This window comes from Minwuia sp. IMCC3060 (genome assembly GCF_029909435.1).
Classification (GTDB): domain Bacteria; phylum Pseudomonadota; class Alphaproteobacteria; order Minwuiales; family Minwuiaceae; genus Minwuia.
Window position 1 is genome coordinate 1855763 of record NZ_CP123782.1, and the last position, 11882, is coordinate 1867644.

Consider the following 11882-nt stretch of genomic DNA (forward strand, 5'->3'; position numbering starts at 1 on the left):
GGTATCCGCTATCTTCGCGACAGGCCACCCGCGCGCAACCGTGCCCTGGTGACCGTCGGATTCGTCCGTTAACGACTTCGGGGACTTATAAGCAGTGGATCGTGAAAAGGCCATCCATCAGGCAACCTACGCGCTGAAGGAAGCAGGCGGATTTTCCCGCTATGTCCTGACGCGCTTCGGTGACAACAACCTGACCCAGGTCGCGGGCGCGCTCACCTTCACGACCCTGCTGGCGATGGTGCCACTGATGGCGATCTGCTTCGCCATTCTGGCTGCCTTCCCGGCGTTCGACGGCATGGAGGCAAAGCTCGAGTCGTTCATCTTCGAGAATTTCGTACCCCATGCCAACGACGTGGTGCGCGAATATCTGGGGACCTTCCGCCAGAACGTCGGCAAGCTTTCCGCTGTCGCCATTGTCGGCCTGATCGTTACCGCGGTCATGCTGCTGGTAACGATCGAAGGGACCTTCAACCGGATCTTCCGGGTGGTGCGACGCCGGGGAATCGTCACGCGGCTGCTGTCCTTCTGGGCACTGCTGACCGTCGGCCCGATCCTGTTCCTGCTCAGCCTGACCCTGACCAGCGCATTGTTCGCGATGGCGAACAGTACCGGCGCGCAGGAAATCAGCTTCGTCGTCAACCGGCTTGCCCGCCTGGTGCCGCTTGTCCTGGCCTTCGGGGGCTACCTGACCCTGTTCGTGGTCCTTCCCAACCGGCATGTCCTGCTGCGGGATGCGGCTGTCGGGGCAATCTTTTCGGCGGTGCTGTTCGAATCGCTGAAGGCGGGTTTCGGCCTCTACATCACGGCGTTTCCGACCTATCAGGCAATCTATGGCGCGATCTCGGTGCTGCCGATCCTGCTGCTGTGGATATGGCTGGTCTGGATCGTGACCCTGGCCGGAGCCTCCATCACGGCGGCAATGCCGGAATGGCAGGGCCGAGGCAGCGTCGATCTCGACCGCGCGCCCCGTGTCGGGCGGCTGGCCATGGCGGTGGAGATCCTGCGTCTGCTGCGGAAGGTGCATCCGTCCGGCGAGAGCGTGCGCACCCAGGCGTTCATCCGCCGCATCCGGACAGCGCCGAACCTGATGGAAACGATGCTGTCGCAGCTGGAGAAGACCGGCTATGTCGCCGAAACCCGGCGCGGTCGATGGGTGCTGGCGCGGGAACTGGACGGTCTGACGCTCTACGACCTGATGCTGGCGCTCAAGGTCCAGACCAGCCAGCCGCTGGTTGCCGGCAGCGTTGTCGCCGGGCTGGAGGATGTGGTCGATTCCTCCATCGCCAGCGAGCGGCAGACCTTCGATATCCCGCTGAAGGAAATTCTCGACGGCGGCGGGGCGACGCCGGTGAAGACCTGAGCGTGATGAGGTTCTGGACCCGATTGTCCGAAGTCGATAGAAGTCGCGCCAGCAGCGCGCGGGACAATCACGGATCGGCAAGCACACGACGATGACGGCCTCTGCCTCCCTTCCACACCAGTCCCTGCAATACCGGCCTGCCATCGACGGCTTGCGTACCATCGCGGTGCTGTCAGTCGTGATCTTTCCCTTTCAGCGTGACTGGCTGCCCGGCGGGTTCGTCGGAGTGGACATCTTCTTTGTCATCTCCGGCTTTCTGATCACCCGCATCCTGGCGGTGGAGATCGTTACCGGCGACTTCTCGCTCGGTCGCTTCTACAAGCGCCGCATCGCCCGCATCATGCCGGCATTCATGGTCGTGCTGGTGGCAACCGCAATCGGGGCGCTGTTCATCTATACGGACCGGGACATTGCCTCGCTTGGCGCCAACATCGTTGCCGCCGCCTTCTCGGTCATCAATGTCAAGCTGCTGCTGCAGGGCGACTATTTCACCCTCTCCGCACTCGCACAGCCCCTGCTGCACTATTGGTCGCTGGCAGTGGAAGAACAGTACTATCTCGTGTTTCCGCTGCTGCTGTTCGGGTTCTCCCGACTGACGAAGGGCATGTTGCTGGGGACGCTGGCGCTGCTGATCGCCAGCCTCGTCGGCTGCATCCTGCTGACGCCGGTTAACAATGAAGCCGCATTCTACCTGTTGCCGACGCGTGCCTGGGAACTGCTGGGCGGTTCGCTGCTGGGTGTGGTCGCGTTCGAGCGCTGGCAGGCTCCGCGTCCCATATCGACCCTGATCAGCCTGGCGGGCATTGCCGCAATTGCCCTGGCCTTCGCGATCATCCATGAAGGTCCCGAATTTCCGGGCATCCAGGCCATTCTGCCGGTCATCGCCACAATGCTGCTGATCTCCCAGGCCCATGTCGCGGACAATCCGGTAAACCGGACACTTTCCCTGAAGCCCTGCGTCTGGATCGGCAAGCTTTCCTATTCGATCTATCTCTGCCACTGGCCGATCTTCTCCCTTGTCGGCTATGCGATGTTCCTGGCGGACCCCACCCTGACGGCACTTGTGAAGATCGGGATACTGATCGTGGCCGCCATCTCGCTGCATTACCTGGTGGAACGCCCGATGCGCCGGCTGATCAATGGCTGGCGCGGCAACCTGGCCGTGTTCGGCGCAACCCTGGTGGTCGTGGCGCTCGCCGCGCTTGGCGGATACCAGATGCGCCAAACCTGGTATCCGGCAGCCGATGCCGACCGGATCGCGAGCGGTGGATTGTTCATCGACCATGGCGGTGACCGGACAGTCACCCTGATCGGTGACAGCCATGCGGCCATGTATGCGCGCACACTGAACCGGGTCACCTCCGAACTGGGCGTGAACCTGCGGGTACTGGCCAGTCCGTCACGCAACCATCTGCCGGGGGCGCAGGCTTCGCTCTGGCCCGACATTCAAAGGGCGATCGAGGACTATCCCCCCGATGTCGTGATCATGACCCACAAGTGGTCGTTCATGCTGGCGCCCGGCAGTCCGGCGCTGTGCGAGAGCCTGCGGTTCCTGGTGCCCAGGACAGGACAGGTCATCCTGCTGACCCAGCCTCCGTACCTGCCCTTCTCCGCGCCGAGAGAGGTCGTGAGCAGGGACAACCAGGGTCCCTTTCTCGAGCCGGAGAACATCCATGAACTGCGCATCACGGGCAATCGGTCGGTCCGCGCGGCGGTCGGCGCAGGGGTCGCCGTGGTCGATGTGGCACCTCTGTTCGAAGGCGAGGGGCGGGTCATCCGCGCGCTGAATGCAGATGGCGCCCTGCTCTACCAGGATGCGCACCACCTGTCGGATGCCGGAACCCGAATTCTGCATGACCGGTTCACGCAAGCGATCAGGGAGGCGCTGGAACGGTCTCCAGACGCCATCGCCCCCGCCTCGCCATGCCTGAGCAGCGGCGACTGATCGCATTCAGCGACCTTGCCCGCGACAGTTGGCTCGGCATAGATTGCCCGTCGTATTCCAGAACATATCGCGCATCCGGGGAGGATCAGATGGACAGGGTTGGACATTTCATTGGCGGCAAGCATGTCGCCGGAACTTCAGGTCGGTTCCATCCGGTCTTCAACCCGACGCTGGGTGAGCAGTCGAAGGAGGTGGCGCTGGCGAGCCGTGCCGAGATGGATGCGGCGATCAGCAATGCGCAGGCAGCCTTTCCGGAATGGTCGGCCAAGTCGCCGATCCACCGCGCACGCGTGATGTTCAAGTACAAGGAACTGATCGAACAGAACATGCAGGAGCTGGGCGAACTGCTGGCGTCCGAGCATGGCAAGACTGTCCCCGACGCCAAGGGCTCCGTGCAGCGCGGGCTGGAAGTCGTCGAGTTCGCCTGTGGCATTCCGCATCTGCTGAAGGGCGAATATTCCGACAGCGTCGCCACCGGCATCGACCTCTATTCCATGCGCCAGCCGCTGGGTGTCGTCTCCGGCATCACGCCGTTCAATTTCCCGGCCATGGTGCCGATGTGGATGTTCGCGGTCGCCATCGCCTGCGGCAACACCTTCATCCTGAAGCCGTCGGAGAAGGACCCGAGTGTCCCCATGCGCCTGGCCGAACTGATGCTGGAGGCCGGTGCCCCTCCGGGTGTGCTGAATGTCGTCAATGGTGACAAGGAATCGGTCGATGCGATCCTCGAAGATCCGCGCATCCAGGCCGTCAGCTTCGTCGGCTCCACGCCGATTGCCCATTATGTCTACAAGAAGGCCGCAGAGGCCGGCAAGCGCTGCCAGGCGATGGGTGGTGCCAAGAACCACATGATCGTCATGCCCGACGCGGACATGGATCAGGCGTCCGACGCGCTGATCGGTTCCGCCTATGGCTCCGCCGGTGAACGCTGCATGGCGATCTCCGTCGCCGTGCCGGTCGGTCAGGAAGCGGCCGAGGCCCTGATGGCCAGCCTGCGCCCGAAGGTGGAGACGCTGAAGGTCGGTCCCTCGACCGATCCGGACGCCCATTTCGGCCCTCTGGTGACGGCGGAGCATCGCGAGAAGGTGCTTTCCTACGTCAATCTGGGTATCGAGGAAGGGGCCGACCTGGTGGTCGATGGCCGCGACTTCCGCATGCAGGGCTACGAGAGCGGCTACTTCATGGGCGGCTGCCTGTTCGACAACGTGAAGCCGGACATGCGCATCTACAAGGAAGAGATCTTCGGCCCCGTGCTGTCGGTCGTCCGCGCCAATGATTTCGATGAGGCGCTGGCCCTGCCCTCCGACCATGAGTTCGGCAACGGCGTGTCGATCTTCACCCACAACGGCGATGCCGCGCGCGACTTCGCCCGCCGTGTCCAGGTCGGCATGGTCGGCGTCAACGTTCCGATCCCGGTGCCGCTGTCGTTCCACACCTTCGGTGGCTGGAAGAACTCGGCCTTCGGCGACACCAACCAGCATGGCCCCGAGGGCGTGAAGTTCTACACCAAGATCAAGACGGTCACGAGCCGCTGGCCCGGCGGCAACAAGATCGGCCCGGACTTCACGATCCCGACCGTGAAGGCCTGATTCAGGTCTTCAATCACCACGCCTGGTCCGTTGCACCAGGCGTGGTGAAACAGACGGTACGAATGTGGAGAGATGCAGCATGAGCCATTTCAGAACCGCCATGGTCGTGATGATCGGTCTTGCACTGCTGGCAGCGGGCGAGGCATCGGCGCACACGGGTGAAGGCCTTTCAGGCGGACTGATCAGCGGCTTCACCCATCCGATACTTGGCTGGGATCATGTCGTGGCCATGGTCGCGGTCGGCCTCTGGGGCGCATTCCTCGGCAAGCCCGCAATCTGGATCCTGCCGGTGGTGTTCCCGCTCGTGATGGCATTCGGCGGCGCACTCGGGGTTGCCGGCATTCCGGTACCGGCCGTGGAGGCGGGCATCGCCGTGTCAGGTATCGTCCTGGGGCTGCTGGTCGCGTTCGCCGTCAGGGCACCGCTGTGGATCGCAGCAGTCATCGTTGGCGTGTTCGCGATCTTCCATGGTCATGCGCACGGGACGGAACTGCCTGATGCGGCCAACCCGTTCGCATATGCACTGGGCTTCGTTGTCGGAACCGGGGTGCTGCACCTCGCGGGTATCCTGCTGGGCTTCGCCACTTCCATGCCGAAGGGTGCCTATATTGTCCGGGCAGCCGGTGTCGTGATTGCCGCGGTCGGCGGCGCATTCCTCGTCGGTATCGCTTGATCCGGAGCCGCACCGCATTCGGCCTTCTGGCCGCCGGCCTGGTCCTGATCGGGCCGGAGCTGGCCCATGCACATGCATTTTCCCGCAGCAGCATGCTGGCGTCGTTCATGGAGGGGGTGACGCTCCCCGTGATCGCGCCGACCATCCTGCTCTGCATCCTGCCGCTTGGTCTTCTGGTCGGGCTGGGCGGCCACACGAGAATCGCGCCGATCCTGCTGGCCTTTCTGGCGGGTGTCATCGTGGCAGTTCCGGTCGCATCCTACGTTGGTCCGTTCATTGAACCGATCGCAGTGCTTCTTGGTGCGATTTTCGCGGCACTCGCTGCCCTGCTGCCGAAGCTGCCCGGACGCATCGTCGCGATCCTGGCCGCGACCGGCGGCCTTGTCGGCTGCCTGAGTGCCCTGACCGGACATGCCTGGGGCGAGGTCCCCCTGCCCACCCTGCCCGGCCTGCTGCTTGGTTTCTTCATCGTCATGGCGGTCAGCGCCGGAGCCGTCATCAGAACCCGCCAGTACGCGGGCGGACCCGCGGCGATGCTAGCGTGGCGGATCGGTGCATCATGGTGCGGCGCCGTTGCCCTGATCTATGCGGCCTTCGAGAGCAGGGCCTATTTCTGAAGCTGCCGGTCGCTGCCTGCTTCGGCCTGTGGTACGTCAAATGGTTCCTGGACCCGTGCAACGCGCCTGAGCGCCACAATCAGCAGTGCATTTCGCCGTGAGGGCACGCCGTCAGATCGGCTTGCCCTCACTGCTCTTCCAGAGGTCGCCCATCAGTTCATTCGACGGCAGCGAAGGATCGAGCAGCTTCTGCGCGGTGGCATGTCCGGCGACCGGCAGCCCCGCTGGGTCCAGCTTGCCGATCTGCACCAGCACGGAGGCCTGATCCCAGTAGATATGCTCGTTGTAGAGCTTGTCGCCGCGGAAATGGACGATGGCGATCAGCGGGACCTCGACATACTTCCCCGTCGGTTCGATACCGGGCAGCATCCAGTCGATTTCCCGCGTGTGGGTGAAGCAGAACAGCATCTCGTCCACCAGCCGGTCGGTGCCGATGGTGCGGCTGATCGGCACCAGCTTCGTGTCCTCCGGGTTCGAATCGACGAAGTGGTACTTGTAGAACCGCTTCAGATGATCGTGCCCGACACCGCCGGTCATGGTCGGGATGTGGTTGACGTAGGGTGCCGAAACCATCGTCGCCATGGTGGCATCCACGTCACGTTCCGCGAACTCGTAGAAGCAGTGCATGTCCCAGAGCTGGCTGAGGTCATAGACCGGCCCGAGGACCCGTCGCAGCAGGGTCAGCGTGCGGGAATAGGCCATCATTGCCGACGGCTTGTCATAGTTCGCGCCGGTCGGGCGGGCGAAGCCGTGATCGGCACCTGGGTAGGTGTAGATCTCCACATTGGGCATGTCGGCGGTCGCGCCGCTGATCTGTTCGATCACTTCCGGTGGGGTGTAGCTGTCGAGTTCGGCGAAATGCAGCATCAGGGGCGCGGTGATCCGCCCCTTCTCCGCCAGATCCCCCTCGATCTTCACGCCGTAGTAGCCGACCGCCGCGTCGATGTCGGTCCGGGCGGCCACGAGCCAAGCCAGCCGACCGCCAAGGCAGTATCCGACAGCGCCGACCTTGCCGACCTGTGCCTCATGCGCGCGCAGAGCCGCAATGGTGGCAGCCACATCCTCGATCGACTTGTCCACGTCCAGCTTGCCGTAGAGATCGAATGCCTTCGCGCGTTCCTCCTCCGAACTGCCGAGTTCCACGCCGGGCTCGATCCGCCAGAACAGGTCCGGCACCATCACGACATAACCCTCTTCCGCGAAATAGTCGGCCATGTCCTTCATGAAGGCATTGACCCCGAAGATCTCCTGCAACAGCACCAGACCGGGGCCGGAACCCTTCTCCGGTGTTGCCAGATAGGCGCGCATGGTGCCTGCGCCATCCGTTGCGCTGATGTCAACGTAAGTACCCATCCGAAACTGCTCCCTCGTCCGAAACCTGATTCCCTAACCTATACGTAGCCGGCCATCTCGGCGATGACGGCGGGCCTGTCAGCGGCCAGGCCGCCCGACACACCCTTCGCCATGTCGCCCGGATAGATGTCGGCTTCCCCTGCCTTCATGCCGGCGAGCACTTCCGCGACGATGTCGGCGGGCGCGGCCTTCGGTGGCGGAAAATCCTTCGTCATGTCGGTATCGACCGCGCCGGGCAGCACCGCGAAGACCGCCACGCCGCGCGTGGCCAGTTCAGCGCGAATTCCCTGTGTCATCGAATAGACGGCAGCCTTGGAGGCGCAGAGCGAGCCCATCAGCGGCAGGTTCACCCGGGCAAGGATCGACGCCATGTTGACGATGGCGCCACCGCCATTGCCTTCGATCACCGGCGCGAAGGCCCTGCACATGTTCAGGGTGCCGAAATAGTTCGTCGTCATCTCCGCTGCGGCCGCATCCGTCTGGTCGGTATCAAGCAGCTTCGTATTGAAGTTGATGCCGGCATTGTTGATCAGCACCGTGGTGTCGGCGCAGGTTCCCGCCGCCGCCGCGATGTCGGCAGCACTGGTCACGTCCAGTTTCACCGGGACGACACGGCCGTCGTCATGTGCGCCGTCGCCCTTGCGGCTGGCGGCATAGACCTTCGCGGCCCCTGTGGCGAGCAGCGCATCCACGAAGACCTTGCCGATGCCCCGGCTGGTACCCGTGACCAGAACTGTCTGCCCCTTGATATCGACCATTCGCGTCCCCTCCGTTCCCGGTTGCGAGTCCAGCCAGTCCGGATCGATCACCGGCAGTGGAACCGCGTCTATGAGCTGACGTGTGTAGGCATTTCTCGGGCCCTGAAACACGTCGGCAGTGTTGCCCTCTTCTACCACGCGCCCGCCCAGCATCACCATCACCCGATCCGCCAGCACCCGCACGACCGACAGATCGTGGCTGATGAAGACCAGTGACAGGCCCATGTCCCGTTTCAGATCGTTCAGCAGGGCCAGGATCTGCGCCTGCGTCGAGACATCCAGTCCGGAAACGATCTCGTCGGCCACGATCAGCCTTGGTTCCGTCGCTATGGCGCGGGCAATGCCGACGCGCTGACGCTGTCCCCCGGAAAGTTCATGTGGATAGCGCCGCGCAAAAGCATGCCCCAGTCCCGCCCGGTCGAGCGCCAGATCCGCGCGTTTCAGGGCCGCACGGCGGTCCTGTTCCAGTCCCAGTGTCAGCACGGGCTGCGCGACGATCTCGCCGATCCTGCGGCGCGGGTTGAGTGACGACTGGGGGTCCTGGAAAATCATCTGCATGTTCCTGCGATGGGCGCGCATGGCAGCCTCATCCAGGGTGGTGATATCGGCGCCATCGAACAGGATCTGCCCGGAGGTCGGCTGGTACAGTCTGACGATTGCCCGGCCCAGGCTGGTCTTGCCGGACCCGCTTTCGCCAACAATGCCGAGCGAATGCCCCGCCCGCAGGTCGAGGCTGATGCCACGCAGGATATCGACCATCGGGGGTTTGCTGAACATGCCGCCGCGCGACCGGTCCGGCAGGGACAGGGTCAGGTCGCGCACCTGCAGCAGCGGCGGACTCATGGATTGGCCTCGTCGAAGCGGCGTGCGGCGGCGCGCAATTCCTGGTGAACATGTTCCGGCACCGGATGCAGTGCATCCGCAGGCTGGTCATAGCGCGGGGTTGCGTCCATCAACGCGCGGGTGAAGGGCGTGGCATGCGCGGACATGATGTCGGCGATGCCCCCCTGCTCCACCACCTGCCCGGTGTGCAGCACGGTGACCCTGTGACAGACCTTCGCCACGATGCCCAGGTCGTGGGTGACGAACAGGACCGCCGTGCCGTGTCGTTCCTGCATCTGGCGGATCAGGCGCAGGATCTGTTTCTGTACCGTCACATCCAGCGCCGTCGTCGGCTCGTCCGCGACGATCAGCGACGGTTCGGCGGAGAAGGCGATGGCGATCAGCACCCGCTGACGCATGCCGCCCGAAAGTTCGTGGGGATAGCGGTCGAGGACCTGTTCTGGGTCACGGATCTGCACTTCCTGCAACAGGCGCAGCGCATTCACCCGCGCCTCCCCCCGCGACTGACCAAGATGATGACGCAGCATGTCGGTCATCTGCGCCGAGATGCGCCGGGCGGGGTTGAGGCCGGTCAGCGGATCCTGCGGTATCAGCGCGATCTCGCGCCCCAGCAGCGACCGGAGCCGTTTCGGGGGCAGTCGCAGCAGATCCTCGCCCCGGAACCGGACAGTGCCGCCGGTGACCCGGATCGCATCCGGCAGGATGCCGAGGACGGCCCTGGCGATCATCGTCTTGCCTGCACCGCTTTCCCCCACCAGGCCATGGACCTCCCCCGCATCGACAGACAGGGAAACGTCGCGGACCAGATGGGCACCGCGCCGCAGCGACACGCGCAGATCGCGGATGTCGAGGACCGGGTTCATCGGCGCAGTACCGGATCGAGAGCGGTCTTCAGTCCGTCACCCAGCAGGTTCAGCGCCAGTACGGCGATCAGGATCAGCCCCATGGGAAAGGCCATCACCCACCAGGCCTGATGAATGACCTGCCGACCCTCCGCAATCATGCCGCCCCAGGTGGGGGAATCGGACGAGACCGAGAGGCCGACGAAGGACAGGATCGCCTCCACGATGATGGCGATGCTCATTTCCAGTGTCAGCAGCACGATGACCAGTGGCAGCACGTTCGGCAGCACTTCCCGGAACAGGATCGCGCCCCGCTTCAGCCCGCCGATCACCGCCGCATCGATATATTCCATCTCCGTCTGCGCCAGCGTCTCGGAGCGCACGACGCGGCAGAACCGCGTCCAGTCGATCAGCACGATGGCGATGATGACCGAATGCAGCCCGGTACCGATCAGCGCCACCAGCATGATCGCCAGCAGGACCGGCGGAAAGCTGGTCCAGATATCGACCATGCGGGAGATCACGACGTCGATCATGCCCCCCATGTACCCGGCCAGCAGCCCGAGGGCCGTGCCGAGCAGCATGGTCAGCACCCCCGCGACGACGGCCACGATCAGTGCCGGTCGCGCGGCATGGATCAGGCGCGACAGCACATCCCGGCCAAGACTGTCCGCCCCCAGCGCCCGTGTCGGATCGGCATCGGCCTGCCACCAGGGCGGCAGCAGCTCCAGGAACAGGTCCTGCTCCAGCGGATCGACGGGTGCCAGCAGCGGGGCCGCGATTGCAATCAGCGCCAGCACCAGCAACGCGCCGCCGCCCACCACGATCCGCCAGTTCAGCCGCGCCCCGGTCATGTGCGCAGCCGCGGGTTCAGCAGCCCGTAGGAGAGGTCCACCAGCAGGTTCACGACGATGAAGATCACGGCGAAGCTCAGGATCAGCCCCTGGATCAATGGCAGGTCCCGGTTGATCACCGCATCGATCGCCATGTTGCCGATACCGGGGTAGGAGAAGATCTTCTCCACCAGCACAGTGCCGCCGACCAGAAAGGTGAACTGCACACCGGTCAGTGTCAGTGCCGGGATCGAGGCATTCCGCAATGCCTCCACCCAGATGATGCGCCAGCGGGAAAAGCCCTTCACGCGCGCGATCATCACGTAGTCCTGGGCCATGGCCTCCGCCAGGCTGTTCTTCAGCACCCGCGTGATGATCGCGGCCAGAGGCAGCGCCAGCGCAATCGCGGGCATGATCATGTGGGCCAGCAGGTCACCGACGACGGTGAACCGCACACTGACCAGTGCCTCGATCAGGTAGAATCCCGTGGCAAATTCGGTGCCCAGCCGTGGATCGACACGGCCGGAGATCGGCAGCACCGGCAGCAGCACGCCGAAGACCAGGATCAGCGCCAGCGCCCAGATGAAATCCGGCACCGCCAGCGTGAACCCGTTGATGGCGTCAATCAGTGTCTCGGGCCAGCGCCCCCGGAACAGGATCCCGACCGTTGCCGCCAGAACCCCTACGGTGACCGCCATGATGGTGGCAAGAACCGCGAGTTCCAGCGTTGCCGGAAGACGCCCGAGCACCAGTTCCAGAACATCCTGCCGCAGGCTGATGGAGGTCCCGAAGGAGCCCTGCAGCGCCTGTCCCAGCCAGATCACATATTGCTCGACGATGCTGCCATCCAGCCCGTAGGCCTGACGCAGCCGCTCCATGTCTTCCAGGCTGGCCCCGGGGGGCAGCATCATGGCGATGGGATTGCCCGGCACCACGCGGACCAGCACGAACACCACGACAGAAACACCGAACAGCGTCGGCACCGCCTGCACCAACCGGCGGAGAAGCAGGCTGCCACTCATTCAGACTTCCCCGACTGGACTGGAGGGCAGGACCGCGCCACGGCCGT

Annotated in this window: 10 protein-coding genes; 5 read left to right on the forward strand and 5 right to left on the reverse strand. The window is 64.2% G+C overall.

Annotated features, from left to right (window positions below):
* Positions 1-94 precede the first annotated feature (94 nt).
* The 5 genes from QGV54_RS08785 (at position 95) to QGV54_RS08805 (ending at position 6184) form a co-directional block, all read left to right on the forward strand.
* Positions 95-1360 carry a YihY family inner membrane protein gene (locus tag QGV54_RS08785; protein WP_281017219.1) on the forward strand — a complete coding sequence of 422 codons (1266 nt, stop codon included), beginning with the start codon at positions 95-97 and terminating at the stop codon, positions 1358-1360.
* 91 nt (positions 1361-1451) lie between these two features.
* On the forward strand, positions 1452-3305 hold the full coding sequence (locus QGV54_RS08790; RefSeq protein WP_281017218.1) for an acyltransferase family protein: 1854 nt from the start codon (positions 1452-1454) through the stop codon (positions 3303-3305).
* Positions 3306-3394: 89 nt separating this feature from the next.
* Positions 3395-4894 carry a CoA-acylating methylmalonate-semialdehyde dehydrogenase gene (locus tag QGV54_RS08795; protein ID WP_281017217.1) on the forward strand — a complete coding sequence of 500 codons (1500 nt, stop codon included), beginning with the start codon at positions 3395-3397 and terminating at the stop codon, positions 4892-4894.
* A 79-nt stretch (positions 4895-4973) separates the two neighbouring features.
* Positions 4974-5567 carry a HupE/UreJ family protein gene (locus QGV54_RS08800; RefSeq protein ID WP_281017216.1) on the forward strand — a complete coding sequence of 198 codons (594 nt, stop codon included), beginning with the start codon at positions 4974-4976 and terminating at the stop codon, positions 5565-5567.
* Complete coding sequence (locus QGV54_RS08805) at positions 5564-6184, forward strand: hypothetical protein (protein WP_281017215.1); 621 nt, start codon at positions 5564-5566, stop codon at positions 6182-6184. The genes QGV54_RS08800 and QGV54_RS08805 overlap by 4 nt, the downstream gene beginning before the upstream one ends.
* 111 nt (positions 6185-6295) lie before the next feature.
* Here the strand turns inward: QGV54_RS08805 and QGV54_RS08810 are convergent, their stop codons facing one another.
* Genes QGV54_RS08810 through QGV54_RS08830 form a run of 5 tightly spaced genes read right to left on the reverse strand, consistent with a single transcriptional unit; the run spans position 6296 to position 11835 of the window.
* The gene (locus QGV54_RS08810; RefSeq protein WP_281017214.1) at positions 6296-7537 is read right to left on the reverse strand and encodes a dienelactone hydrolase family protein; all 1242 of its coding nucleotides are present in this window, start codon (positions 7535-7537) and stop codon (positions 6296-6298) included.
* Positions 7538-7575: 38 nt separating this feature from the next.
* A complete protein-coding gene (locus QGV54_RS08815) occupies positions 7576-9138 on the reverse strand; it encodes an SDR family oxidoreductase (protein ID WP_281017213.1) in 1563 nt (520 codons plus the stop codon).
* Entirely contained in the window at positions 9135-10001 is an 867-nt protein-coding gene (locus tag QGV54_RS08820) for an ABC transporter ATP-binding protein (RefSeq protein WP_281017212.1), read from the reverse strand. The genes QGV54_RS08815 and QGV54_RS08820 overlap by 4 nt, the downstream gene beginning before the upstream one ends.
* Positions 9998-10834: an ABC transporter permease gene (locus QGV54_RS08825; protein ID WP_281017211.1), complete on the reverse strand. Its 837-nt coding sequence runs from the start codon at positions 10832-10834 to the stop codon at positions 9998-10000. The genes QGV54_RS08820 and QGV54_RS08825 overlap by 4 nt, the downstream gene beginning before the upstream one ends.
* Positions 10831-11835 carry an ABC transporter permease gene (locus tag QGV54_RS08830; protein ID WP_281017210.1) on the reverse strand — a complete coding sequence of 335 codons (1005 nt, stop codon included), beginning with the start codon at positions 11833-11835 and terminating at the stop codon, positions 10831-10833. The genes QGV54_RS08825 and QGV54_RS08830 overlap by 4 nt, the downstream gene beginning before the upstream one ends.
* Between the last annotated feature and the right edge of the window lie 47 nt (positions 11836-11882).

Bases quoted from the DNA above. Each gene is read 5' to 3' on its own strand.
- QGV54_RS08790 (WP_281017218.1), top strand. From the start codon at position 1,452: ATGACGGCCTCTGCCTCCCTTCCACACCAGTCCCTGCAATACCGGCCT.
- QGV54_RS08795 (WP_281017217.1), top strand. From the start codon at position 3,395: ATGGACAGGGTTGGACATTTCATTGGCGGCAAGCATGTCGCCGGAACT.
- QGV54_RS08800 (WP_281017216.1), top strand. From the start codon at position 4,974: ATGAGCCATTTCAGAACCGCCATGGTCGTGATGATCGGTCTTGCACTG.
- QGV54_RS08810 (WP_281017214.1), bottom strand. From the start codon at position 7,537: ATGGGTACTTACGTTGACATCAGCGCAACGGATGGCGCAGGCACCATG.
- QGV54_RS08815 (WP_281017213.1), bottom strand. From the start codon at position 9,138: ATGAGTCCGCCGCTGCTGCAGGTGCGCGACCTGACCCTGTCCCTGCCG.
- QGV54_RS08820 (WP_281017212.1), bottom strand. From the start codon at position 10,001: ATGAACCCGGTCCTCGACATCCGCGATCTGCGCGTGTCGCTGCGGCGC.
- QGV54_RS08825 (WP_281017211.1), bottom strand. From the start codon at position 10,834: ATGACCGGGGCGCGGCTGAACTGGCGGATCGTGGTGGGCGGCGGCGCG.
- QGV54_RS08830 (WP_281017210.1), bottom strand. From the start codon at position 11,835: ATGAGTGGCAGCCTGCTTCTCCGCCGGTTGGTGCAGGCGGTGCCGACG.